Annotated in this window: 23 protein-coding genes; 15 read left to right on the top strand and 8 right to left on the bottom strand. The window is 67.9% G+C overall.

From position 1 onward, the window contains the following. The first annotated feature begins 251 nt into the window (after positions 1-251). The 5 genes from FBZ89_RS19790 to flgH all read left to right on the top strand — a co-directional run bounded on the left by FBZ89_RS19790 (position 252) and on the right by flgH (position 4,343). Positions 252-728 carry a peptidylprolyl isomerase gene (locus FBZ89_RS19790; RefSeq protein WP_004272662.1) on the top strand — a complete coding sequence of 159 codons (477 nt, stop codon included), beginning with the start codon at positions 252-254 and terminating at the stop codon, positions 726-728. Positions 729-1,018: 290 nt separating this feature from the next. After that, on the top strand, positions 1,019-1,738 hold the full coding sequence (gene flgF / locus FBZ89_RS19785; RefSeq protein ID WP_145751567.1) for a flagellar basal-body rod protein FlgF: 720 nt from the start codon (positions 1,019-1,021) through the stop codon (positions 1,736-1,738). A gap of 37 nt (positions 1,739-1,775) precedes the next feature. Further along, positions 1,776-2,561, top strand: coding sequence for a flagellar basal-body rod protein FlgG (flgG, locus tag FBZ89_RS19780; protein WP_145609227.1), 786 nt, complete (start codon positions 1,776-1,778; stop codon positions 2,559-2,561). A 25-nt stretch (positions 2,562-2,586) separates the two neighbouring features. Beyond that, entirely contained in the window at positions 2,587-3,576 is a 990-nt protein-coding gene (gene flgA / locus FBZ89_RS19775) for a flagellar basal body P-ring formation chaperone FlgA (protein WP_145751566.1), read from the top strand. Positions 3,577-3,587: 11 nt separating this feature from the next. Further along, on the top strand, positions 3,588-4,343 hold the full coding sequence (flgH, locus tag FBZ89_RS19770) for a flagellar basal body L-ring protein FlgH (protein WP_145751565.1): 756 nt from the start codon (positions 3,588-3,590) through the stop codon (positions 4,341-4,343). 268 nt (positions 4,344-4,611) lie between these two features. Here the strand turns inward: flgH and dksA are convergent, their stop codons facing one another. Together dksA and FBZ89_RS19760 are read right to left on the bottom strand one after the other, a co-directional pair. Beyond that, the gene (gene dksA / locus FBZ89_RS19765; protein ID WP_004272667.1) at positions 4,612-5,031 is read right to left on the bottom strand and encodes an RNA polymerase-binding protein DksA; all 420 of its coding nucleotides are present in this window, start codon (positions 5,029-5,031) and stop codon (positions 4,612-4,614) included. A gap of 244 nt (positions 5,032-5,275) precedes the next feature. Beyond that, positions 5,276-5,698: a flagellar assembly protein FliX gene (locus tag FBZ89_RS19760; protein ID WP_145751564.1), complete on the bottom strand. Its 423-nt coding sequence runs from the start codon at positions 5,696-5,698 to the stop codon at positions 5,276-5,278. 320 nt (positions 5,699-6,018) lie between these two features. On the opposite strand from FBZ89_RS19760, the gene FBZ89_RS19755 reads away from it, so the two are divergent. The 6 genes from FBZ89_RS19755 (at position 6,019) to sciP (ending at position 11,928) form a co-directional block, all read left to right on the top strand. Then, complete coding sequence (locus FBZ89_RS19755; RefSeq protein ID WP_425465970.1) at positions 6,019-7,200, top strand: flagellar basal body P-ring protein FlgI; 1,182 nt, start codon at positions 6,019-6,021, stop codon at positions 7,198-7,200. After that, the gene (locus tag FBZ89_RS19750; RefSeq protein WP_145751562.1) at positions 7,200-7,703 is read left to right on the top strand and encodes a rod-binding protein; all 504 of its coding nucleotides are present in this window, start codon (positions 7,200-7,202) and stop codon (positions 7,701-7,703) included. Before FBZ89_RS19755 ends, FBZ89_RS19750 begins: the two co-directional genes overlap by 1 nt. Next, a complete protein-coding gene (locus FBZ89_RS19745) occupies positions 7,700-8,194 on the top strand; it encodes a hypothetical protein (RefSeq protein ID WP_145751561.1) in 495 nt (164 codons plus the stop codon). The genes FBZ89_RS19750 and FBZ89_RS19745 overlap by 4 nt, the downstream gene beginning before the upstream one ends. 301 nt (positions 8,195-8,495) lie before the next feature. Continuing rightward, complete coding sequence (locus FBZ89_RS19740) at positions 8,496-10,733, top strand: flagellar hook-length control protein FliK (RefSeq protein WP_145751560.1); 2,238 nt, start codon at positions 8,496-8,498, stop codon at positions 10,731-10,733. Between the two features lie 25 nt (positions 10,734-10,758). Then, the gene (locus tag FBZ89_RS19735; protein ID WP_145751559.1) at positions 10,759-11,451 is read left to right on the top strand and encodes a flagellar hook capping FlgD N-terminal domain-containing protein; all 693 of its coding nucleotides are present in this window, start codon (positions 10,759-10,761) and stop codon (positions 11,449-11,451) included. Positions 11,452-11,571: 120 nt separating this feature from the next. Further along, positions 11,572-11,928 (top strand): CtrA inhibitor SciP, encoded by a 357-nt coding sequence (gene sciP / locus FBZ89_RS19730; protein ID WP_145751558.1) that lies wholly within the window; start codon positions 11,572-11,574, stop codon positions 11,926-11,928. A gap of 48 nt (positions 11,929-11,976) precedes the next feature. Here sciP and FBZ89_RS19725 read toward each other — a convergent pair whose 3' ends face one another. The 4 genes from FBZ89_RS19725 to FBZ89_RS19710 form a co-directional block, all read right to left on the bottom strand. Beyond that, on the bottom strand, positions 11,977-13,185 hold the full coding sequence (locus FBZ89_RS19725; protein WP_145751557.1) for a hypothetical protein: 1,209 nt from the start codon (positions 13,183-13,185) through the stop codon (positions 11,977-11,979). A gap of 209 nt (positions 13,186-13,394) precedes the next feature. Then, the gene (der, locus tag FBZ89_RS19720; RefSeq protein WP_145751556.1) at positions 13,395-14,783 is read right to left on the bottom strand and encodes a ribosome biogenesis GTPase Der; all 1,389 of its coding nucleotides are present in this window, start codon (positions 14,781-14,783) and stop codon (positions 13,395-13,397) included. Between the two features lie 12 nt (positions 14,784-14,795). Then, positions 14,796-16,226 (bottom strand): outer membrane protein assembly factor BamB family protein, encoded by a 1,431-nt coding sequence (locus FBZ89_RS19715; RefSeq protein WP_246172352.1) that lies wholly within the window; start codon positions 16,224-16,226, stop codon positions 14,796-14,798. Further along, the gene (locus tag FBZ89_RS19710; protein WP_186457450.1) at positions 16,223-16,879 is read right to left on the bottom strand and encodes a tetratricopeptide repeat protein; all 657 of its coding nucleotides are present in this window, start codon (positions 16,877-16,879) and stop codon (positions 16,223-16,225) included. Before FBZ89_RS19710 ends, FBZ89_RS19715 begins: the two co-directional genes overlap by 4 nt. Positions 16,880-17,428: 549 nt before the next feature. Between FBZ89_RS19710 and FBZ89_RS19705 the strand changes: the two genes are divergently transcribed. Further along, complete coding sequence (locus tag FBZ89_RS19705; RefSeq protein ID WP_145751554.1) at positions 17,429-19,885, top strand: Tex family protein; 2,457 nt, start codon at positions 17,429-17,431, stop codon at positions 19,883-19,885. Between the two features lie 70 nt (positions 19,886-19,955). On the opposite strand, the gene FBZ89_RS19700 is transcribed toward FBZ89_RS19705, so the two are convergent. Together FBZ89_RS19700 and FBZ89_RS19695 are read right to left on the bottom strand one after the other, a co-directional pair. Then, on the bottom strand, positions 19,956-20,486 hold the full coding sequence (locus tag FBZ89_RS19700; protein WP_145751553.1) for a hypothetical protein: 531 nt from the start codon (positions 20,484-20,486) through the stop codon (positions 19,956-19,958). A gap of 63 nt (positions 20,487-20,549) precedes the next feature. Beyond that, a complete protein-coding gene (locus FBZ89_RS19695) occupies positions 20,550-21,227 on the bottom strand; it encodes a response regulator (RefSeq protein WP_145751552.1) in 678 nt (225 codons plus the stop codon). A gap of 276 nt (positions 21,228-21,503) precedes the next feature. Between FBZ89_RS19695 and FBZ89_RS19690 the strand changes: the two genes are divergently transcribed. The 3 genes from FBZ89_RS19690 to FBZ89_RS19680 all read left to right on the top strand — a co-directional run bounded on the left by FBZ89_RS19690 (position 21,504) and on the right by FBZ89_RS19680 (position 23,122). Continuing rightward, positions 21,504-21,842 (top strand): hypothetical protein, encoded by a 339-nt coding sequence (locus FBZ89_RS19690; protein WP_004273698.1) that lies wholly within the window; start codon positions 21,504-21,506, stop codon positions 21,840-21,842. Between the two features lie 114 nt (positions 21,843-21,956). Beyond that, complete coding sequence (locus FBZ89_RS19685; RefSeq protein ID WP_145751551.1) at positions 21,957-22,274, top strand: hypothetical protein; 318 nt, start codon at positions 21,957-21,959, stop codon at positions 22,272-22,274. Next, entirely contained in the window at positions 22,271-23,122 is an 852-nt protein-coding gene (locus FBZ89_RS19680; protein WP_246172350.1) for a class I SAM-dependent methyltransferase, read from the top strand. The genes FBZ89_RS19685 and FBZ89_RS19680 overlap by 4 nt, the downstream gene beginning before the upstream one ends.

Here is a 23,122-nt window from a genome sequence, read left to right as displayed (position 1 = left end):
GGCAAGACCGCCGCCGGACCACAAGCAGCGCCACAGCCCCCTGTGTGCGGCAAGAAGGTCCGGTCACCGACCTTGATCGCCTCCTCATGCAAGGCGCTTGCCGGTTTTGGGTCCCCCACGCGCCAATTTTGCCGCGGGCGGGGGGCGGCTGCGCCAGAAGGGCGGTTCAAATCGGCCGGCGGGGGCGCTATGGTCCGCCGACCGGCAAAGCCGGACACGGACGCGCCCACCACAAGAACGAGCTTCCCAAAATGGATCTTGAGAACACCCTGTATCTCGACCTGCCGGCCGGCCGCGTCGTCATCGCGCTCCGCCCCGACCTGGCCCCCAACCATGTCGCCCGCATCAAGGAACTGGCCCGCGACGGCTTCTACAACGGCCTGAGCTTCCACCGCGTCATCGAGGGCTTCATGGCCCAAGGCGGCTGTCCCATCGGCGACGGCACCGGCGGTTCGGGCAAGAAGCTGAAGGCGGAATTCTCGGCCGAGCCGCATGTGCGCGGCGTCTGCTCCATGGCCCGCGCCATGAACCCGGACAGCGCCGACAGCCAGTTCTTCATCTGCTTCGACGACGCCACCTTCCTGGACCGCCAGTACACCGTCTGGGGCAAGGTCACCGAGGGCATGGAATTCGTCGACGCCCTGAAGAAGGGCAGCCGCCGTGACAACGGCAGCGTCACCGACCCGGACAAGATCGTGAAGATGCAGGTCGCGGCCGACGCCGCCTGACCCTGGCATCCTCCATCCGGTTCAAGGTTCGACCGCCCGCCCCTTAAGGGGCGGGCGGTCCGCTTTTAGGGCGGGCGCTGGACCGGGGGTAAAAACGGCCCCCCGGGGCGGGTTTGGCCCCCCTGGTCCGGCAGAAACTGCCGCGAGGGGAAGCCCCTGCCGCCCCTACCTCCCCCCTCCGCAGCTAAGCACTTGAATTTCCTTCACCTCGAATGTTGGCACACCCCCTGCATATAGGGAGGCGACTAACAAGCGGCCGGCATCGACCGGCAGCGACGTTCGAGGCGAAAATGGAAAACCCGATTTACGTGGCGCTGTCCCGTCAGGAGGCGCTGTCCCGGCAGTTGGATGTGGTGGCGAACAACATCGCCAACATGAACACGACGGGCTACAAGCAGCAGCGCATGCTGTTCCAGGAATACCTGGAGAAGCCGGCCCGCGGCGAACGGGTCTCCTTCGTCCAGGATTACGGCCTGATGCGCGACACCCGCGCCGGCGCCCTGCAGGTGACCAACAACACCCTGGACCTGGCGCTGAAGGGCGACGGGTACTTCACGGTGGAGACCCTGTCCGGCCCGCGCTACACCCGCGCCGGCAATTTCCAGCTGAACGACCGTCGTGAGATCGTGGACCAGAACGGCCTGCCCGTGCTGGACACCAACGACAACCGCATCACCGTTCCCGACGGCACCACCGACCTGAAGATCCAGGGCGACGGCACCGTGATGGCCGACCGCGCCCAGCTGGGCAAGCTGAAGGTCGTCACCTTCGACGACCAGCAGCAGATGCAGACCCTGGGCGGCGGCCTCATGACCACCACCCAGACGCCGCGCCCCTCGGCCAACCCGCAGGTGACGCAGGGTGCGGTCGAAGCCTCCAACGTGCAGGCCATCGTCGAATCCACCGCGATGATCGACGTGCTGCGCCAGTACCAGATGACCCAGAAGCTGGTGGACGAGGAACATGATCGCATCCGCAACGCGATCACCCACCTCGCCAAAGCCCAATAACGCCCCAGTGACGCCGAAGAAGTAGGAGAAACAGATCATGCGTAGCCTCTCCATCGCCGCCACGGGCATGCAGGCCCAGCAGACCAACGTCGAAGTCATCTCGAACAACATCGCAAACATGACGACGACCGGGTTCAAGCGTCAGCGCGCCGAATTCCAGGATCTGCTCTACCAGAACATGCGCCGGGTCGGTTCCAACTCGTCCGACGCCGGCACCATCGTCCCCACCGGCATCCAGATCGGCGCCGGCGTGAAGACGGCGGCCGTGTACCGCATCAACGAGCAGGGCAACATCACCACCACCGGCAACAGCCTGGACCTGGCGATCAACGGCAACGGCTTCTTCCAGGTGACGCTGCCCAGCGGCCAGATCGCCTACACCCGCGCCGGTTCCTTCTCGCTGAACGCCAACAGCCAGGTCGTCACCTCCGACGGCTACCTGCTGAACCCCGGCTTCACCATCCCGCAGAACGCGGTGGACATCTCGGTGGACGCCTCGGGCCAGGTGCAGGCCAAGATCGACGGCCAAGTGAATCCGGCCATCGTCGGCCAGCTGACCCTGGCGAACTTCCCCAACGCGGCCGGCCTGGAGGCCATCGGCGACAACCTGCTGCTGGAAACCCCGGCCTCGGGCCAGCCGGCCACCGCCGTCCCCGGCTCCACCGGTTTCGGCCGCATCACGCAGAACGCGCTGGAAACCTCCAACGTCAACGTCGTGACCGAGATCACCAACCTGATCCAGGCGCAACGCGCCTACGAGATGAACTCGCGCGTCGTGACCACGACGGACCAGATGCTGCAGTCCATCACGAACATGAAGTGATGACGGCGGATAGCGGAGAACAGTCATGAAAGCCTTGGCCACCATCCTGCTGGGCACCAGCATCCTCTTCAGCGCCGGCGCCGCCATGGCCGCCGACCTGCATGGCGATGTGGACGTCAATGCCGACACCATCCACCTGGGCGACCTGTTCGACGCGCTGGGCCCCAACCAGGCCACCATCGTCATCGGCCAAGCCCCGGCGCCGGGCCACCGCATCACCTACGACGCCACGGTGCTGGACCGCATCGCCGCCGCCAACGGCGTGGATTGGAAGTCGACCGGCAACGAGCGCGTGATCGTCAGCCGTCCATCGGTGGACGTGACCGCCGACCAGATCCAGGCCGCCTTCACCAAGGCCCTGGCCGACGCCGGCGCGCCGGCGGGCATGGAAGTGCAGCTGGACAACCCCGGCACCGTCCTGCGCCTGCCGGCCAACAGCGACAGCAGCATCGGCTTCGCCAACGTGAACTACGACGCCGCCCGCGGCCGCGCCACCGGCGACCTGGTGATCCCCGCCAAGGGCGAACCCGTCATCCGCCAGAGCTTTGGCGCCCGCGTGGCCGTCATGGTCACCCTGCCGGTGCTGAACCGCCGCGTGGCCCCGGGCGAGACCATCGCCGCCAGCGACGTGGAATGGACCAAGGTGCCGCGCACCCGCATCAGCGGCGACGTGGTGACCGAGGCCCGCGACCTGATCGGCCTGACCGTGCGCCACGGCGCCAGCCCCTACCAGCCGGTGCGCGCCGACGAGGTGCGGGCGCCGGTGGTGGTCACTCGCGGCGCCCTGGTCACCATGATGCTGCAGTCCGGCAACATGATCCTGACGGTTCAGGGCCGCGCCCAGACCGAAGGCGGCGTCAACGAGATCATCCGCGTCACCAACACCGCCAGCAACCGGACCATCGACGCCCGCGTGGCCGGCCCCGACCTGGTCATGGTGCAACCAACGGCCCAGGCCCCCCTAGGGCAGTTCAACACCACCACCGCCCGCGCCACCCGCACCGCCCTGAATTGAGGAGAGACATCATGCCTGTGCCTTCCACCATCCGCGCTCTCCTCATCGCCACCGCCGCCACCGTGGCGCTCAGCGGCTGCGGCGCCGTCGACCGCATCAACAACATCGGTAAGGCGCCGGACATGAGCACCCTGTCCGACCCCACGACGCAGAAGGGCTACCAGCCGGTGCGCATGCCCATGCCCACGCCGCCGGTGCTGGAGCGTCAGGCCAACTCGCTGTGGCGCCCGGGCGCCCGCGCCTTCTTCAAGGACCAACGCGCCAGCCAGACCGGCGACATCCTGACCATCGCCATTTCCATCAACGACAGCGCCAACGTGTCGGATGAGACCAAGCGGTCGCGCGCCAATTCCGACAGCATGGGCATCCCCAACTTCTTCGGCCTGGAGGCCCAGATCCCCAAGGTGCTGAACTCCGCCACCTCGGCATCCAGCCTGGTGTCCACCACCAGCGCCAAGGCGTCGGACGGGAAGGGCACCGTCGCCCGTTCCGAACAAATCGACCTGAAGATCGCCGCCCTGATCACCCAGGTACTGCCCAACGGCAACCTCGTCATCCAGGGCAAGCAGGAAGTGCGCGTGAACTACGAACTGCGCGAGCTGACCATCCAGGGCATCATCCGGCCCGAGGACATCGACAACACCAACGCCATCTCGTACGAGAAGATCGCCGAAGCCCGCATTTCCTACGGCGGCCGCGGCCAGATCACCGACGTGCAGCAGGAACGCTACGGCCAGCAGCTGCTGGATGTCCTCCTGCCCTTCTGATGACCGCCTGATCCAACGGCCCGGCGGTGCCCCCGCCGCCGGGCTTCCCATCAGCCTTCCGGTCCGCAACCTTCCAGCCGGCGCGGCCGCAGCGGATCACCCGAGTTCCATTTTCGCCTGTTAGTCCCCCGCGTCCACGGGGCCTCTGTGGACCTTTGTTGACCTCGAACAAACTGAAAAGGGCCGGTGTCGCGTGCACCGGCCCTTCTTTTATCCAGGTACTGGTATCCGGCCACTGCTGGTCAGCCACTGCCAGATCGGTGGCGAATCAATCGTCGCGCTGCGTGCGCTCCATCCGCTCATGCCGCTCCTGGGCCTCCACCGACAGGGTGGCGATGGGGCGGGCCTCCAGGCGGCGGACGCCGATGGGCTCCCCCGTCTCCTCGCAATAGCCGTATTCGCCCAGCTCGATTCGTTCGATGGCCTCATCGATCTTGCTGATCAGCTTGCGCTCCCGGTCCCGGGTCCGCAGTTCCAGGGAACGGTCGGTTTCCGCCGAGGCGCGGTCGGCGATATCCGGTTCCTGAATGCCGCCATCCTGCAGATTGACCAGGGTTTCGGTGGACTCTTTCAAAAGCTCCGCGCGCCATTGCAGCAGCTTCTGACGGAAGTACTCCGTCATCACGGGGCTCATGTACGGCTCATCCTCGGACGGGCGGTAATCCGGGGGAAGTATCGGAGACGACATATGTTTTGGTCCGAATCCAGTGTGATCGAGACGGCGCGGAGTATAGGGAGACGCAACGCAACCCGCAATACTGCGCGCAGCGCCGGCATGCGATGTTTAAGTCACTGAAATGGATGGCGATTTTGCCCACTCCCGCCCAAAGCGAGAAGGCGGCCGGCCATTCGGATTACAGGTATAAGCGTATAAGAATAGGACGGGCTCTCCGTCCGCGGGCGCCCGCGTGAGCCGCCCCCTTCCCCGCGCCCTAGCGCGAAGCCGATTCGAACTTGGCCAATTCCACCTGCGCGCGCAGGTCGATCTCATCCAGCACTTCCTGCAGGCGGGGGTCGGCCACCGTCTCGCGCCGGCTCTGCACCATGCGCACCAGGTCCTGCAGACGTTCGCGCGGGAAGGTGCCGGCCAGCAGGCCCAGCCGCAGCTCGTCCAGCTTGTCCAACAGGTTTTCCGCGCGCTGGCGGGCCTTGCGCTTGGAGTTCAGCGCGTCGTCGACCTCCTGCAAGGCCAGCAGCGGCGTGATGGCCATCGCGGTCTGCGCGCCGGTCACAGACTTCACGCCCTCATCACCGTCGCCTTCCGACACCTGGGTGCGGAAGCTATCGCCACCGGCCCGTTGCGTTTTGCGCGTCTGGCTGGAGGGAAGGGAGGAACCGGGACCTTGAATCTTCATGTCGTGCCGCCACCGCAATCTGGGCCAGCCGCCCGGTACATCCGGACCTCTTCACCCATTCCTCCCCCGACGAAACCGGAAAAAGGGGGCGATTCCGCCGGTTTGGCGGGCCTGCGGCCTGTCTTATTGTTACCACCCGCAGGGAAGACGCGCATAGGGCAATTTTTGCCGGGGATATTCGGCCGCCTCTGGTCATAACGGCGGGCTGACGGCCCTGGTTCCAGCGGCTGCCCCTGGGAAACCGCCAGCTTTGGGCGCATGCTGCGGTTGGCATGAAGTTCGCTAGGGGAGCGGCATCTGTTTCAGGGAGTATCCCCCCCGTGTTCACGCACGACCCGTTCACGAACGCCCGCATCCGTTCCGCCACAGCCTCGGGCACCGCCCTGGGCCGCGCCCTGAAGCGCGCCGCCGTCGTGCTGGCCGCTGTCCTGGCCCTGGGTGCCGCCCAACCGGCCGGCGCGCAGTCGCGCCTGAAGGACATCGTGGATGTGGAGGGCGTGCGCGACAACGTCCTGGTGGGCTACGGCCTGGTCGTCGGCCTGAACGGCACCGGCGACACCATCAACAACGCGCCCTTCACGCAGCAGAGCCTGTACGGCATGCTGGAGCGCCTGGGCGTGAACATCCGCGGCACCACGCTGACCACCAAGAACGTGGCGGCCGTCATGGTCACCGCCACCCTGCCCCCCTTCGCGGCGCAGGGCACGCGCATCGACGTACAGGTGGGCACGCTGGGTGACGCCAAGAGCCTGCAGGGCGGCATCCTGGTGGGCACGCCCCTGCTGGCGCCCGACGGCGACGTCTATGCCGTGGCCCAGGGCCCCGTGGCCATTTCCGGCTTCACCGCGCAGGGTGCCGCCGCCAGCGTCACGCGCGGCGTCCCCACCGCCGGCCGCATCGCCGCCGGCGCCCTGGTGGAACGTACCGTGGACTTCCGGATGTCCGACATGCAGGCGCTGCACCTGGCCCTGCACAATCCCGACTTCACCACCGCCAAGCGCATCGCCGACGCCATCAACGCCGCCATCGGCATGGGCACGGCCATGGCCATGGACCCGTCCAACGTGACGGTGAACGTGCCGGCCGGCCGCAAGGCCGACCTGGTGGGCTTCATGCGCGACATCGAGCAGCTGAAGGTGGCCCCCGACAACCCGGCCACCGTGGTCATCGACGAGGCCTCGGGCGTGATCGTGATGGGTGAGAACGTGCGCATCAACACGGTCGCCATCGCCCAGGGCAACCTGACCATCAAGATCACGGAGACGCCGCAGGTCTCCCAGCCCGGCCCCTTGAGCGGCGGCACCACCACCACCGTGCCCCGCACCAACATCCAGGTGGACGACGGACAGGGGAAGAAGCTGGCGATCCTGCCCTCCGGCGTGTCCTTGCAGGACCTGGTGCAGAGCCTGAACGCCCTGGGCGTCAGCCCCCGCGACATGATCTCCATCCTGCAGTCGATCAAGGCCGCCGGCGCCCTGCAGGCCGAACTGAAGGTGATGTGATGAGCGACGACATGAAGCTGTCGCCCCCCGGCTACGATGCCAAGGCCCTCATGGACGCAAAGGGGACGCCCAAGCCGCAGGCCGGGCCCGGAAACGGCATGAAGGACGACGCGGCCATCGAGAAGGCGGCCAAGGAGTTCGAGTCCGTCTTCATCAGCCAGATGCTGCAACACATGTGGGAAGGCGTGAAGGTCGATGAGAACTTCGGCGGCGGCCATGCGGAGGAGATGTTCCGCGGCATGATGATCGAAGAGCAGGCCAAGGCCATCACCAAGGGCGGTGGCCTGGGCATCGCCGATGAGATCAAGAAGGAAATGATGCGCATGCAGGAAAAGGCGGCCGGCGCCGACCCGCTGCATCGCCCCCAGAACGCCGCCGCGGGGGCCGCGGCGCCCAAGAACGCCTATGCCCAGGCGCAGGCCACACTGGCCCAGCACATGCCGCTGGATGCCGCCACCAGCCCCGCCATCAGTTCCGACGCCGCCTCGGATGACACGCCATGACCCCCAGCGACACCCCCTCCCTGCCCCCGCCCGCCCCGGCCATGGCCAGCCCGGCCGAAGCCCGCGCCCTGTCGCTGATCGCCGCCATGGAGCGGCTGATGGCCCTGTACCAGGAAGAGACGGCGCTGCTGAAAAAGCGCGACATCAAGGCCATGCTGGCCCTGGTGGAACGCAAGCACCTGCTGACCAAGAGCTATGAGGACGCGGTGCGCATCATCAGCCTGGACATGGTGGGCTTGCGCGCCCTCAGTCCGGAGCTGAAGGCACGCATGAGGAACTTGGCCGAACTGTTCCACAAGGAATCCATGGAGAACGCCACCACGCTGCGGGCCGCAGCCGCCGTGGCGCAGTCGGTGGTCAACATCATGGTCAACACCATCAACAAGCAGCGAAACCAGGAACAGGGCTACGTCGCCAAGCATGGCGCCGCCCGTCCGGCGGGCTATCGCCGGGCCGGCATCCCGCCCCTGGCCGTGAACCAGTGCCTCTGACCTGACCCGACACCTCCCGGCATTCGCCCGCCCCGCCCTGGCCGCCACGCCGGTGGCGGGCGCTGGCGCATGGGGGCGCCCAAGGGGCGGCAGATTCTTCCCCCTGCGGCAAGAAGCTCCCATCCCCGGCGGGCGTTTTTCCCGTCATCCAACAGTTCCATCCTGAAAAACCGTTGAAAAACCTGGGCTGGGCCCTTTCGAAGGCCTGGCACGTCGATTGCTTTCCCAGGCGGTGGGCGTCTTGCCCGCCACCGTCCCCGCCATCCGGCGGTGGACGTGCCCAGGCCCGAGGAAGCGACACATGACCGGTTTCCAGTCCGTTCAAAGCCTGTTCCCCACCCAGGGGACCACCGCGTCCGGCATCCTGGGCGGCACGGCGGCGGGCGGCGAGGCGGCGGACCTGTTCACCCAGTTGCTGAGCGGTATGGTCGACGCCAACACCGCCGCCGGTCAGTCGGCGGGCCAGGGTGGCGCCTTTCTCACCGCCGGCCAGGGCGCGGGCGGCGCCAATGGCGCTGCGATCCCCTCCCCCTTCACGCCGTCCACCATTCCCTTCGCCACGGGCAAGGGCGGCGTGCAGGCCAAGGGCGGGCTGGTTCCGGCCAGCGCCACCACGGGCACGGCCGTGACCGCCCTCATGACCGGCATCACCGCCAACACGCCGTCGGCACTGCAGCCCGCCACCGGCTGGACACAGACCCATTGGTCGGCCAAGACCGCCATGGCCGATGCGGCCGACGGCGCCACCGACGGCCAAACCGCCGCCGCCACGCAGGACGGCGCCGCCACCGACACCACGCTGGCGGCATTGGCCGCCGCCATGGGCGGGCAGCAGCAGCCCACCCCTCCCGTTCCGGTCGCGCAGACCACCGCCGGCCAGATGCCATCGGACGCCATCAAGGCGGATGCCGCCACGGCCACGAACGCGACGGCCGCCGGTCAAGCGGCCGCCCAGGCCGCTACCGCCCAGGCGGATGCAGTCCAGGCCAACGCCGCCAAAGCCGATGCGGTCCAGATTGGTGCGCCCCAGACGAATGCGGTCCAGATCGGCGCGTCCCAAACGGGCCCATCCCAGGCCAGCATGGCGCTCCCCGGCATGACGCCGGTGACCGAGCCCACCGCCGCCGACGCGGCGCTGGCGGCCCAGGCCATGCAGGCCAGCCCAGTCCCATCCGCCAAGGGCAGCGCCGCCTCCGCAGCAGCAGCCAGCCTGGCCGTGGCCGACCAGAAGGCCGCGGCACTGGCCGCCGGCGCCCCGCCGGTCACCAGCCGCGCATCCACCGCCGCTCCGCTCGTCAACGCCGCCCCGACCCAGACCCAAACAGTTCAATCGCAGGCAGCCCAGACCCAGGCGGCCCAGGCTGTTCAATCGCAGGCTGTTCAGGCCCAGACCGTCCAAGCCCAGGCGACCAAGGCCCAGGCCGGCACCGTGGCCGATGCCACCGCGCTGGCCGCCACGGCCGCCGCCGCGGCGACGGATGGCGCCACCAAGACGGGCAAGGCCGACGGCGTGGCCGCCTCGGGCTCCGGCCTCAAAACCGGCGCGCCCAAGGGCGCCAAGGGCGACACGGCGAAGCCGCAGGGCGCCACCGTGACCGCCACGACCCTCTCCGACCAAAAGTCCGGGGCCGCCACCGCGGACCAGGCCCGGCAACAGACGGCCGGCAGCGCCACCGACGACAGTGGCAGCAACGGCGTCCTGGCGGCACCGGCCGACGATGGCATGATCTACGCCGACGCCCATGCCGCCGCCGCGGCCCCCCTGGCCAAGGTGGGCGACGCGGCCACGCCGGCGGCGACGGCGCCCATGGCGACGCTGGCCAACGCCGCCGCCAATGGCAACACTGCCGCCAACACCGCCACCTCGGCCCAGGCCACCCTGCAGGCGCTGCTGCAACAGCAGCAGGCCGGGCGGGCCAACACCGCCAGCAACGGCCTGCTGACCACGACCGAGAACGGCCTGCTGCCCGCCGCCACGGACGGCGCCAGCGGCTCGGCCTCGGCCAGCGACGCGGCCCTGAACGCCAGCGGCTTCATGGGCCTGGTCGATGGCCAGCACACCTTCCCCACCGGCTTCGCCGCCCAGATGGCCGGCACGGCCCAGACGGCCCGCCCGGCACAGTACCCACCGGTGCTGCAACAGGTGACGATGGGCTTTCAGAAAGCCGCCAGCAACGGCATGGACAGCGTCACCATCCAGCTGACCCCGGACGATATGGGCAGCATCGACGTGAAGCTGGACTTCCACAAGGACGGGAAGGTGCGGGCCAGCGTGACGGCGGACAACGCCAAGACGCTGGACCTGCTGCAGCGCAACTCCGACGACCTGAAGACCGCCCTTCAGGATGCCGGCTTGCAGACCGACAACGACAGTCTGTCCTTCAACCTGAAGGACGACAGCCAGGCCCAGCAGCAGCAGGAACGCCGCGGCGGGCAGAACGGCGCCCAATTCTCCATGGACGACACGGCCGCCCCCGAGGAGGCCGCGTCAGAAGACACCATCATCCCGTCGCTCGGCCGCGTCGACGTGCGGATCTGACGATAGATTTGAGGGAGTAGCGATCATGACCGATGCCGTCAGCGGTTCCAGCAACACCAACAACGTCAACCCCAGCGGTTCGTCGGGCAGCAACACGCCGGCCAGCAACCCGCTGAGTGACCTGACGAACAACTACACGACGTTCCTGACGCTGCTGACCACGCAGTTGAAGAACCAGGACCCGACGTCGCCCATGGACACCAACCAGATGACGCAGCAGCTGGTGCAGATGAGCTCGGTCGAACAGCAGATCGAAGCCAACAACCAGCTGAAGTCCATCCAGTCGACGCTGGCCGGGGGCCAGTCCAGCCAGGCGCTGAACTACCTGGGCAAGTATGTCGAGATGGAAGGCGACAAGTTCCCGTTGCAGAACAGCACGGCCAACGTCTCCGTCACCTATGGCGGTACCGCCGCCTCCGCCACCATGTCGGTCTATGACAGCACCGGCGCCCTGGTCAGCAGCACCGACGTGTCCGGCGCCGCCGGCACCCACAACTATTCCTGGGACGGCAAGGACAGCTCCGGCAAGGTGCTGCCCGACGGCACCTACAGCGTGAAGGTCACCGCCACCGACAGCAGCGGCAAGGCGGTGGACACCACCGTGAAGGTGGCGGGCAAGGTGACCGGCGTCGACATGTCCGGCACCACCCCCACCCTGCAGATGGGCGACATGACGGTGAACATGAGCGATGTCACCACCGTGCTCGCCGGCGCGTAGCACCCAAGGGAACCTGCCTGAAAGTGATAGGGGCATTCAGCTCTTCTTAACGCCCCCGCCCTTATGGTGCTGCAGGTCCTGGTGGAGTCCAGGGCGCACAGGCACCGTATGAGGTAAGGCATGTCGGCACAGGAAGCCGGACGCGGCCCCCGCGCGCCGTTTAACGGGGGGATCGGTCGTCATGCGGCCAAGGCCTCCGCGCAGGGCAGAGGCCTGACCCTGGATGACCTTCCGCCGCCCGACACCAAGCGATGGGTGATGCGGCGCAAGGCCCAGGTGGTGGACGGGGTGCGCAGCGGCCTGCTGACCATGCAGGAGGCATGCGCGCGTTATACCTTGTCGGAGGAAGAGTTCCTGTCGTGGCAGCGGCTGATCGATGCCCACGGCCCCCGGGCCCTGCGCACCACCCGCCTGCAGGATTACCGCCGCGGCATGGACGGCGCCGACGACCAGGATCCCTTGGCGGCCGCGGGCTGAGCGCCCTTCCCAAAGGCGCCTCTCCCGGGCGGCTTTGGGCTGCCTGCGTCAGTTCGGCTTGAGACTGTCGGCGATCATATGCAGGCCCTCGCCGCGCAGGGTCTGCTGGCGCTGGATCAGCCGGCGCGCCGCCAGCGCCTGTTCCACGACCTCTCCCCCGACGATGGCGCCATTGGCCGTCAGCGCCACGGCGACACGGGTAAGCTCGCTGCCTTCGCTCTTGGGGTCGTGACGGTTCAGCGGATGCTCGCTGGCCAGCTCCGTGGTCAGCCATTCCAGCAACACTTCCCGGCCCTCCGGCAGCCGGTCATCGGCCAGCAACTTGGCCAGCAGGCCCATGGGCGTGGGCACCTTGCTTTCAGCCTCAGCCTTCGCCGCTACGGCCGCCGGGTCGCGCAACAGGTCGGTCAGCGCGATCAGAAAATCGGACAGGCAGCGCTGGTTGCCGAACAGGTCCTGGATGACGTCGGAAAAACGCAGGAGGTCGGCGGCGATGCCGCCCAGCATTTCCTGCAATCGCCAGGGCGTTTCCGGCGTGGCCAACCGCATCACCTCCTCCAGCTTGCCGCCCAGGGTGCGGATGCCCGCCAGGCGTACGGTCAGCAGGCTGTAGAAGGCATGGTCGTGGCCTTCCGGTCCCACCAGCCGCTCCACCGCGGCGCTGAGCTCCGCCGCGCCGCCGTTCAGGGGCACGGACCACTTGCGGCTGTTCGCCTGGAAATCGCGGGCCTTCTGGGCGACGGCATCGACATAGCGGTCCAGGTCGGCGATACGGGCGCGGGCATTTTGGCCCGTCACCTTGGACTGTACCGTGGCCGCCTTGTGCAGGGCCGCCTGCAACATGGCGCCGGTGTCCTGCAATCGGCGGAGGTGGGTGGCACCGTGCAAAAGCTCGGTCGGGCTGATCTGCTGGCGCGTCAGGTAATCCCTCAAGATCAGCGCGATGGCGCGGCGCGACTGGCGGCCGTACAGATCCTCCGGCGCGGAGCAGAGCGGCGTGCCATCCGGCGCCTCGCGCAGCACGCTGGGCTTGACCACCTCGGGCGCGGTCTTCTCGAACACCAGGGTGCCGGTGGGAAAGGCGTTCATGACCGTGCGCACGGCCATGACGCGCACGGCCTTCAGCTTGCCCTGGGCCAGCCGGCGGTTGGCCTCGGCCACCGCCATTTCCTCGGTGTCGCCAATGAAAAGGATGGTCCAGCGGCCCTCTTCCAGGCCCAGCAGCTCAAACTTGCAGCTGCGGAATTTCAATCCCATGTCCCAGCCCTGCGTCCCCAGCCTCGCGACCCGGCGGCCCGGATTCGACTTCCAACGACACTATAGGCGATCCCCCCCGTCCCCAGAAGAAAATAGAAAAGCCGCCCCCCTCACGCGCGTTCCAACAAAAAAGGGAAGCGGATGACCACTTCCCTTTTTACGATGGGCAATCAATCCCAATAACCGGGCCACTAGAACTGGCCGCCTGGTCAGTCGAACGGGTTGTCGCTGCCCTTGCGCAGCAGGAAGCGCAGGGGAACGGCCGGCAGCTTGAACGTCTCGCGCAGGCCGTTGATCAGGTAGCGCGTGTAATGTTCCGGAATTTCCACCGGGCGGCTGCTGAACAGGGCGAAGGTTGGCGGGCGGGCCTTCACCTGGGTCATGTAGCGGATTTTCAGACGGCGGCCGTCCACCAGGGGCGGCGGGTGCGATTCCAGCATGCCCTGCAGCCAGCGGTTCAGCTGGGCCGTGGGGATGCGGCGGTTCCACAGGCGGTAGACCTCGAACGCCGCGTCCAGCAGCACGTCCAGCTTCTGCTGCTTCAGGGCGGAAATGGTGATGGTGGGAATGCCCCGCACCTGCGGCAGCGACGTCTCCAGCCGATCGCTCAGCTGCTGCAGGGCCTCGGCGCGGTTGGCCACGGCGTCCCACTTGTTGACGGCGATGACCAGGCCGCGGCCTTCCTCGATCACCTGGCGGGCGATGGTCAGGTCCTGCTTGTCCAGGATGGCATCGGCATCCAGCACCAACACCACCACGTGGGCCATGCGCACGACCCGCAGGGTGTCGGCCACCGCCAGTTTTTCCAGCTTGTCTTCCACGCGGGCGCGGCGGCGCAGGCCGGCGGTATCGACCAGCTTCACCGGCCGGTCGCGCCACGTCCACTCCGCCGCGATGGCGTCACGGGTCATGCCGGCCTCGGGACCGGTCAGCACACGCTCCTCCCCCAGCAAGCTGTTCAGCAGGGTGGACTTGCCCACGTTGGGCCGGCCAACGATGGCCAGTTGCAGGGGCTTGGCGTTGTCCCGGGCCTCGGCCGCCTCGTCGTCCAGGGGGCCTTCGGCCTCCTCCTCCTCTTCCTCCGGCTCGGCGGGGGGCAGGTAGGGGGTCAGGGCGTCCACCAGGTCGGCCATGCCCTCGCCATGCTCGGCGGACAGGGGCACGGGATCGCCCAGCCCCAGCTCATAGCATTCCATGAGCCCGGGCTTGCCGGCGTTGCCCTCGCACTTGTTGGCCACCAGGATGATGGGCGTCTTGCCCTTGCGCAGCCAGGCAGCGAAGTGGCGGTCCAGCGGCGTGATGCCGGCACGGGCGTCCACGATGAACAGGCCGACGTCGGCCCGTTCGATCGCGCGTTCCGTCTGGCGGCGCATGCGCGCCTCCAGACTGTCGTCGAACGCCTCTTCCAGGCCGGCGGTGTCCACCACCGTCAGCTCGATGCCGGCCAGATAGCCGTCGGCGGATCGCCAGTCCCGGGTGACGCCCGGGGTATCGTCGACAATGGCCAGCTTCTTACCGGCAAGTCGATTGAACAGAGTCGACTTGCCGACATTGGGCCGGCCGATGATAGCGACCGTCAAGCGGCGGGGACTCGCCATAACTAAAACGCCTTATCGATACGCGAAGAGATCGCCGTCGTCCGTCAGCACAAACAGGGTGTTGTTGACCACAATGGGGGCAACGCTGATCGGGTCGTCGAACTCCATCTTGTTGAGGATGTCGCCGTTGGTGGGCGACGCTTCCACAACCTGCCCCAGGCTGTTGGCCATAATCAAGCGTCCACCGGCTGCGATAGGACCAACCCAGTTAATCGGATCCTTGCGCTTCTCCGGATTCTCCCAGCGTTCCAACTGCTTGATCCAGCGGACACGGCCGGTGTCGCGCGTCAGCGCGACCAGCTGGGCCTCGTTGTTCACGACAAACACCCAGTCGCCGACCAAGGCCGGCTGGTTCTGGCCGCCCACGTCCTGTTCCCAGACGTGCTGGCCGGTGCGCTGGTCGATGGCGACCATGCGGCCGGAATAGCTGATGGCATAGACAAGCCCGCGATCCACCACGGGCAGGCCCTTGATGTCCGCCAGGTTGGCCAGGTTGGCGCCCCGGCGCGACGACGCCAAGTTGTCGCTCCACGCCGGATGGCCGTTGTCGACACGCAGGGCGTACAGCTCACCCGAGGAATAGGGGATGATGGTGATGTCGTTCTCGACCGCGGCGCTGGCGCCGCCCAGCAGGGCCGCCGGCTCCGGGAAACCGGCGTGCGTCCACTGCAAAACGCGGTTGTTGGAGGCCAGGACGATGCACTGGTTATCGATGGTCACGACGAACACGCGGCCGCCGGCGACCGTGGGGCCAGAGCGGATGGGGGCGGCGATACGCTGCCGCCAGGTGACCTTGCCGTCCTTGGGATCGACCTTGATGGCTTCGCCGTAACCGGTGGTGACGAACACCGCGCCGTCGCCAACCGCGACACCGCCCCCCATGGCGGAGCCTTCCTGATCCGGCCGCTTCATCTCGCTGTCCCAGATCTTCTTGCCGGTGGCCTCATCAAAGGCGTGCAGCACGAAGTCGGTGTCCAGCAGATAGACCTTGCCCTCGGAGACGACCGGGCCGTCCAGCAGCCGGTTATCGCTGGAGGAGCCCTCGATGCTGACCTTCCAGGCCTCTTTCAGGGTCTTGGGCAGCGCGACGTGGCCCGGATTGTGGGCCGCGTTGCCACCAGGCTGGGCCCAGTCGGTGTTGGTCACCGCGTCCGGCAGGGTCACCTGCTTGGACTGGGCCTGGCTGTCCGGCTCGATCTGCTGGTCCAGCTGCAGCACCGAGATGCGGTTGCCCGCCAGCTTTTCCTTCGGCTTGTTGTCATCGCCGAAACCCAGCCAATCGAACATGCCGCAGCCGGTCAGCAGCATGCAGGCCACCAGCGCGGTGCTGAGGCCGACGGCACGGCGGACCCGCATGGGGCGGGTGGACGACGGCCGGGCGGCGGGGGCACGGGCGAAGGCCTCGGTGGAGGGCAAGCCGGTGACGGCGTTCTTGTTGGTCATTTCTGCTCGGCGTAGAGGGCGACGAGATCGGCGGCGCGGGCGCGGACGCCCTGGGGTGCGGCCGGATCGACGGACAGGGACTGGAAAATCTCCCTGGCCTTGGCCAGGTCGTTGGCACGCAGATACAGCAGGCCCGACAGCTCCTGCGCGGTGTAGCGCCACGGCCCCTTGGTCAGGCCCGCGATGCGGGACTGCAGCTGCGCGGGGTTGCCGGTATCCACCTGCTGCATCACGGCCAGGATCTGCGCCAGATCGCGGAACAGCGGATCGTTGTCGGCGCTGCCGGCGATCTGGTCGTAGATGGCAATGGCGCCGGCGGCATCGCCGCTGGCGGCCTTCAGCCCGGCCTCCTGCAGACGGGCCAGCGTGGCCGGCGCGCCCCCCAGCTTGGGCGTCACCGCCGCCAGGGCGGCCAGCGCGTCCTTGGCGTTGCCGCTCTCAATCGCGGGCGACACCTTTTCCGTGGCGGATATCAGGGCGCTGGTGCGCTCGATCGCCTGGCGGGTGCGGTACTGGTCCCAAGCCACGTAGGCGGCCGTGCCCGCCAGGATGGCCACAGCCCCCGCCAACAGGTAAGGCCCCACCTGGCGCCACAGTTTTTCCAGTCGTTCACGGCGAAGGTCGTCATCGACCTCGCGAAAAATATCGCTCATCAGCTCACTCTTCGACACCGAGGCCGGCACCATAACAGCAATCCGCGCCGATACCAGAGGGGCGCGTGACGGTCAAGGAAAGTCCGGATCGAATGTCCCCCAATCCCCTGCCCGCCATCCCCTGCCCGTCATCCCCTGAAGGCCAGCGGCGTCGCCCCGCCAATCGCGGCCGGGCGGGCAGCATAGATTAAATCAATCGCCCTTGGCACGGGCGGAGAGGGCATTTCCTATCGGTCCGTTGTTTTTGCCCCGCGAAATAATCCGGTCCTGTGGATAAGTCTGTGGAGTGACACACGGAAAAACGTCCCTCCCCTATCCGAAAGAGAAAGGCCGGCCGGCAAGACGCCCCAGGAATAGTGGCGGATGCCCTGAAACAGCCATCGGTGGTGCGTGGGCGACCGGCCCGATTCCCTGCCCGAAAGGTGGATAATCCCCGTCCGAGGGAGTAGGCGCAGCAAAGACTGGCGATCCACGCCGCGTCGCGGTAATGAGCCTGGGTCCCCCGCCCGGGGGCTCCCGCGCTGCCACCACGCCTGATTCAAAGCCGCCATGACCGATACCGCGCGCCGCATCGTCGGCCTTATCGCCACCGAACTTTCCGCCCGCCCCGAACAGGTGGCGGCGGCGGTCGCCCTGCTGGACGAAGGCTCGACCGTGCCCTTCATCGCCCGCTACCGCAAGGAGGCGACCGGCGGCCTGGATGACACGCAACTGCGCACCCTGGATGAACGCCTGCGCTACCTGCGTGAGATGGAGGAGCGGCGCGCCGCCATCCTGAAATCCATCGAGGAGCAGGGCAAGCTGACGCCCGAGTTGCAGACCCAGATCGCCACCGCCGACACCAAGACGCGGCTGGAGGATTTGTACCTGCCCTACAAGCCCAAGCGCCGGACCAAGGCCATGATCGCGCGGGAGGCGGGGCTTGAGCCCCTGGCCGACCTGCTGCTGAACGATCCGACCCACGATCCGGAAACCGGCGCCGCCCCCTACGTCGATGCCGAGAAGGGCGTGGCCGACACCAAGGCGGCCTTGGACGGCGCCCGCGCCATCCTGGTGGAACGCATGGGCGAGAACGCCGAGTTGCTGGGCTTCCTGCGCGGTTATTGCCAGGAGCACGGCCGCATCGTCTCCACCGTCGTAGAGGGCAAGGCTGAGGAGGGCGCCAAGTTCTCCGACTATTTCGACAAGGCGGAGCCCCTGACCAACCTGCCCTCGCACCGCGCCCTGGCCCTGTTCCGCGGCCGCGCCGGCGGCATCCTGGACCTGGCCCTGAAGGTGGGCGAGGACCCGGCCCCCGGCCAGCAGCACCCCTGCGAGGCGGCCATCGCCAACCGATTCGGCATCCAGGACCGGGGCCGGCCCGCCGACCGCTGGCTGTTGGACACCTGCCGCTGGGCCTGGCGCACCAAGATCGCGCTGCATCTGGAACTGGACCTGATGGGCACGGTGCGCGACCGGGCGGAGGATGAGGCCATCGCCGTCTTCGGCCGCAACCTGAAGGGCCTGCTGCTGGCGCCGCCCGCCGGCCAGCGCGCCACCCTGGGCCTGGATCCGGGCATCCGCACCGGCGTGAAGGTCGCCGTGGTGGACGCCACCGGCAAGCTGCTGGAAACGGCCGTCATTTATCCGCATGAGCCGCGGCGCGACTGGGCCGGCTCCATCGCCACGCTGGCGGCCCTAGCCGGCCGGCACAATGTCGGCCTGATCGCCATCGGCAACGGCACGGCGTCGCGCGAGACGGACAAGCTGGCCGCCGATGTCATGGCCCAGTTCCCACAGCTGAAGCTGACCAAGATCATGGTCTCTGAGGCCGGCGCCTCGGTCTATTCCGCATCGGAAGTGGCGGCCAAGGAATTCCCCAACCTGGACGTCAGCCTGCGCGGCGCCGTCTCCATCGCGCGGCGCCTGCAGGACCCGCTGGCCGAGCTGGTGAAGATCGACCCCAAGTCCATCGGCGTCGGCCAGTACCAGCATGACGTCAGCCCCGCCAAGCTGGCCCGCACCCTGGACGCCGTGGTCGAGGATTGCGTGAACGGCGTGGGCGTGGACCTCAACACCGCCTCGGTGCCCCTGCTGGCCCGGGTGTCGGGCCTGAGCGACAGCATCGCCCGCAATATCGTGGACTATCGCGACACCAACGGCGCCTTCCGCAGCCGCCGCCAGTTGCTGGACGTGTCACGCCTGGGCCCCAAGGCCTTCGAACAGGCCGCCGGCTTCCTGCGCATCCGCGACGGCGACACCGCCCTGGATGGGTCCGCTGTACACCCCGAGTCCTATGCGGTGGTGGAGCGCATCCTGGCCAAGACCGGGCGCACCCTGGCCACGCTGATCGGCGACGTGCCCTTCCTGCGCAGCCTGGATCCGGCCGACTATGCCGACGATCGTTTCGGTATCCCAACGGTCGAGGATATCCTTAAGGAACTGGAGAAGCCCGGCCGCGACCCGCGCCCCGAGTTCAAGACCGCCGCCTTCAAGGACGGCGTGGAGGAACTGAAGGACCTGCAGCCCGGCATGGTGCTGGAAGGCGTGGTCACCAACGTCACCGCCTTCGGCGCCTTCGTCGACGTGGGCGTGCACCAGGACGGCCTGGTGCACATCAGCCAGTTGGCCGGCAAGTTCGTGAAGGATCCGCATGCCGTCGTCACTGCCGGTGACATCGTCAAGGTCAAGGTGCTGGAGGTGGACTTGAAGCGCCGCCGCGTCGCCCTGACCATGCGGCTGGAGGAACAGGCGGCCCGTCCGGCCGGCAACGGCGGTAGCCGCGCCCAGGGGGGCCAGGACGACACCCGCCCCGGGAACCGCAACGACAATCGCGGTACCAGCGGCAGCCGCCCTCAGGGTGCGCCGGGCAATGGTCCCAAGGGCAATGAGCGTGACCGCAAGCCGGGCGGCGGCCGTCCCAACCAGGGCGGCGGCAAGGCCCAGGAATCGCGCGGCGGCAGCTTCGGCAACGCCTTCGGCGGCGCCCTGGCCGACGCCTTCGCCCGGGCCCGCAAGGACAAGTAAGCAGGGAGGAACGCCCCCAGGCGCATGAGGCTAGTCTTCATGCGCCCGCCCGGCGCCTGTGGGGCCCCCGTTAACGCTTATGAATCAGCTTGGCGCGGGCCAGGGCCAGCGATTTGGTCAGGGCCTGCCCCAGTTCGCCGCCGTCGCCCTTGATGTCGTCGCGCACCACGACATGCATGGCGTCGATATGCAAGCCCACCACCGTCAGCAGGGCATCCGTGGGGTTTTCCAGATCCACCAGGAAGTGGTTCATGGAATTGGCGAAATCGGACAGCAGGTTGTAGCCGAAGGTCCGGCCCAGGGTCATGATGCCGTCGGAAATCTTATAGACCTTGCGCAGATGCTGGACGCGATGCTCCGCGTCGCGCTTGGCCTGTTCGAAGGCGGCCTGCAAGGTGGTCAGGTCGATGCGGGTCTGGGCCTGGTGCGCCTCCGCCATGCGGGCCACGTGGCGGCTGGCGCGATCAATGGCCGCCGGGTCGATCTGCCCGGGCTTGCCCGCCGCCCCGCCGACCTTGGCGCGCAGCTTGTTCGGCAGCTCGATGATCTCCACCACCCGGGTGCCCTTCCCAGGCAGGCCTTTATCGGACTTGTCCGTCATACCTGTCCTCCCATAAGGGATCACAACTTTTCAAAAGCCGGCCGGCATGCCCCGCCATCGATGTTAATCCAAAGTTCCCGACGGCGGCGGTGCGGCTTCCGCTCCAACGGCTCCGCCCGCCTCCTGGGCGGCCACCTCGGGCACGGCCTGGCCGACGGGCGGCAGCGCCTCGTCCTCGATGGGCGCCTGGGCCCCGTCCAGCGTCACGCGGTGGCCCGTCATCACGCGGCGGTCGTCCCCCGCATAGGGCAAGGTCCGCCGCCGCCGGTCAGGCCCGATATAGCCGGGCGCGCGTATGAAGGGCCGCGGCTTGTCGACGATGGCCACCAGGCGTGAGGCGACATTGGCCACCGACATGGGCTTGGCCAGGTATTCAGTGACCCCGCCGTCGCGCGCCAGGCGCACGGCGTTCTCGTCCGCCTCGCCGCTCATCATGATGTAGGGCATGAACTTCAGCTTGTCGTGGTCATGCTCACGCACCCACTTCAGCAACTCCAGCCCATCCACCGGCGCCATGAGATGATCGGCGAAGACGAGGTCGATGTCGCTGGCCCCCTGGATCTGCGTCGACACGTCCAGGATGGCGGTCGCTTCCTCGCCATTCTCCGCCTGCAGCACGCGGCCGACACCCAGGCCCCGCAGCACCGTGACCAGGATGGTGCGCACGAAGCGGTTGTCGTCGGCCACCAGAACGCTCAAACCGTCCAGGCGGTAGTATTTTCCGGATTTCGCTGATGCCATGTCGCCTGATGCCAGCCGGCCCCTGTTTGGCCGGCCCCTGTTTGGCCAACAGTGTAGACCCTTCCTGTGTCCCGCGCGCGGGTTAATGCGGCAGGAACATACCGCGCGCCGCGCCCGATCCTCACCCTATCCCCTCGCACAGTGCGGCCTACACGCCGTTCTCGCGCAGTTAACGGTTTGGTGACGAGCGGCGGCCTATGGTTCGCTCATCCCCGGATGGATCCGCCGCATGCGGCTCCCTGCACCGGGCAGGTGTTGATAAGGAGCGCCAGTCCCATGTCCCGGCCTATCCCCCAGAACAACCTCATCGAACGCACGTCCGTCCTGACCTACACGCTGATGGAACAGCTGCACGATGTATTGAACACCCCCAGCGCGCCGGACGACGTGACCTTGGGCATGCTGATGGGACTGTCCATGTTCCTGGATGATCAGATCGGCCCTTTCCGCATGACTCAGCTGCTGCAGGCGGCCCCCGACATCATCCTGCGCACGGACGCCCACGTCACCCGCGACCAGATCGACCGCTTCCTGCCGGTTCTGCGCGCCTTCGGTGACAAGCTGGCCGCCCTGACGCCGGAAACCGTGGCCGAGCCCACGACCAGCCTGTCGTGAGGCGCCGCCGCACACGCGGCCTTTTCACCAGACGGTGCCACGCTTATTTGTAGAAAAGGTCACCGCCCCCTACGACCGCCGCCCCTTAACCGCGGCCGCCATGGTTGAACGCACATGCTTTCGCAGTTGGACAACGCCCACCCCACCCTGTTCCTGGTCTTCGCCTGTGCGGCCGTGCTGGCCGCCACGGGCATGACCATCGGCTATGTCTGGCGCCGCCTGGGCCGCCTGGCCGTGCGCCAGTCAAACCTGGCCCGTACCGCCTCGGACCACCTGACGCGGCTGCAGCGCGACCTGACCGACCTGGCCGGCCAAGTGGAACGGCTGGGTGAATTCAACCAGCGCCTGACGGAAGAGGTGGACATGCTGCGCCACCGCCTGGCCGACGGCGGCTATGAGCCGCAGGACCACCACCCCAGGGTCTTGCATTGAGCGCCGGCGGTCCCCCGGCCGCCGACCCGCATCCCGTCCGCGAACGGGAAATCCGCCGCTGGCACGACAGCGGCCAGGCCTGGGACCGCTGGGCCGACAGCATGGCGGACCCCGCCGCGCGCCTGAACCAGCCGCTGCTGGCCGCGCTGGCGCTGCAGCCACACCACACCCTTCTGGATTTGGCCAGCGGCGCCGGCGAACCGGCGATCACCGCGGCAAAGGGCATGAGCCCGACCGAAGGTGCCAAAGGGGGCCGCGTCCTGGCCAGCGACCTGGTGCCCGCCATGCTGGCCGGCGCCCGCCGGCGCGGGGCCGGCGTCGCCGCCCTTTCCTTCCTGGCGGCCGACATGACCGCCCTGCCCCTGGCCCCCGCCAGCGTGGACCGGATCAGCTGCCGCTTCGGCCTGATGTTCGTGCCGGATGCAGCCGGCGCCGTGGCCGAGATGCATCGCGTCTTGCAGCCGGGTGGCATCGCGGCCTTGCTGTGCTGGGGCCCGAAGGCCGACAATACGCTGTTCCGCCTTTTGGATGAGGCGCTGGGCGGCGTGCCGGAGTTGGCCGTGCTGTTCCGCTTCGCTGAAGAGGGCGCGCTGGGCCGCCTACTCCTGGATGCGGGCTTCGACACCGTGTCGGAAACCTCGCTGGAGCAGTCGGCCCTGGCCGACGCCGCCAAGCCATTCTGGCGCCCCACCCTGGACATGGCCTTCACCCCCGCCCTGGCCCGGATGTCGGCCGAAGGGCGCGCGGCGGCGGAGGTGCGCATCGCCACCGCGGTGGCGCTGGAAACGGAGATGGACGGGAAGATACCCGTCCATCTCCATGCCCGTTTGCTGGTGGCTCACAAATAA

Origin of the sequence: Nitrospirillum amazonense, from assembly GCF_007828045.1 — a bacterium.
GTDB classification, from domain to species: Bacteria; Pseudomonadota; Alphaproteobacteria; order Azospirillales; family Azospirillaceae; genus Nitrospirillum; species Nitrospirillum amazonense_C.
This window is presented reverse-complemented; position numbering and strand designations above follow the sequence as displayed.

What these genes read in the sequence shown, in the direction of transcription:
- FBZ89_RS19790 (WP_004272662.1), top strand. Translation starts at nt 252, where the DNA reads ATGGATCTTGAGAACACCCTGTATCTCGACCTGCCGGCCGGCCGCGTC.
- flgF (WP_145751567.1), top strand. Translation starts at nt 1,019, where the DNA reads ATGGAAAACCCGATTTACGTGGCGCTGTCCCGTCAGGAGGCGCTGTCC.
- flgG (WP_145609227.1), top strand. Translation starts at nt 1,776, where the DNA reads ATGCGTAGCCTCTCCATCGCCGCCACGGGCATGCAGGCCCAGCAGACC.
- flgA (WP_145751566.1), top strand. Translation starts at nt 2,587, where the DNA reads ATGAAAGCCTTGGCCACCATCCTGCTGGGCACCAGCATCCTCTTCAGC.
- flgH (WP_145751565.1), top strand. Translation starts at nt 3,588, where the DNA reads ATGCCTGTGCCTTCCACCATCCGCGCTCTCCTCATCGCCACCGCCGCC.
- dksA (WP_004272667.1), bottom strand. Translation starts at nt 5,031, where the DNA reads ATGTCGTCTCCGATACTTCCCCCGGATTACCGCCCGTCCGAGGATGAG.
- FBZ89_RS19760 (WP_145751564.1), bottom strand. Translation starts at nt 5,698, where the DNA reads ATGAAGATTCAAGGTCCCGGTTCCTCCCTTCCCTCCAGCCAGACGCGC.
- FBZ89_RS19750 (WP_145751562.1), top strand. Translation starts at nt 7,200, where the DNA reads ATGAGCGACGACATGAAGCTGTCGCCCCCCGGCTACGATGCCAAGGCC.
- FBZ89_RS19745 (WP_145751561.1), top strand. Translation starts at nt 7,700, where the DNA reads ATGACCCCCAGCGACACCCCCTCCCTGCCCCCGCCCGCCCCGGCCATG.
- FBZ89_RS19740 (WP_145751560.1), top strand. Translation starts at nt 8,496, where the DNA reads ATGACCGGTTTCCAGTCCGTTCAAAGCCTGTTCCCCACCCAGGGGACC.
- FBZ89_RS19735 (WP_145751559.1), top strand. Translation starts at nt 10,759, where the DNA reads ATGACCGATGCCGTCAGCGGTTCCAGCAACACCAACAACGTCAACCCC.
- sciP (WP_145751558.1), top strand. Translation starts at nt 11,572, where the DNA reads ATGTCGGCACAGGAAGCCGGACGCGGCCCCCGCGCGCCGTTTAACGGG.
- FBZ89_RS19725 (WP_145751557.1), bottom strand. Translation starts at nt 13,185, where the DNA reads ATGGGATTGAAATTCCGCAGCTGCAAGTTTGAGCTGCTGGGCCTGGAA.
- der (WP_145751556.1), bottom strand. Translation starts at nt 14,783, where the DNA reads ATGGCGAGTCCCCGCCGCTTGACGGTCGCTATCATCGGCCGGCCCAAT.
- FBZ89_RS19715 (WP_246172352.1), bottom strand. Translation starts at nt 16,226, where the DNA reads ATGACCAACAAGAACGCCGTCACCGGCTTGCCCTCCACCGAGGCCTTC.
- FBZ89_RS19710 (WP_186457450.1), bottom strand. Translation starts at nt 16,879, where the DNA reads ATGAGCGATATTTTTCGCGAGGTCGATGACGACCTTCGCCGTGAACGA.
- FBZ89_RS19705 (WP_145751554.1), top strand. Translation starts at nt 17,429, where the DNA reads ATGACCGATACCGCGCGCCGCATCGTCGGCCTTATCGCCACCGAACTT.
- FBZ89_RS19700 (WP_145751553.1), bottom strand. Translation starts at nt 20,486, where the DNA reads ATGACGGACAAGTCCGATAAAGGCCTGCCTGGGAAGGGCACCCGGGTG.
- FBZ89_RS19695 (WP_145751552.1), bottom strand. Translation starts at nt 21,227, where the DNA reads ATGGCATCAGCGAAATCCGGAAAATACTACCGCCTGGACGGTTTGAGC.
- FBZ89_RS19690 (WP_004273698.1), top strand. Translation starts at nt 21,504, where the DNA reads ATGTCCCGGCCTATCCCCCAGAACAACCTCATCGAACGCACGTCCGTC.
- FBZ89_RS19685 (WP_145751551.1), top strand. Translation starts at nt 21,957, where the DNA reads ATGCTTTCGCAGTTGGACAACGCCCACCCCACCCTGTTCCTGGTCTTC.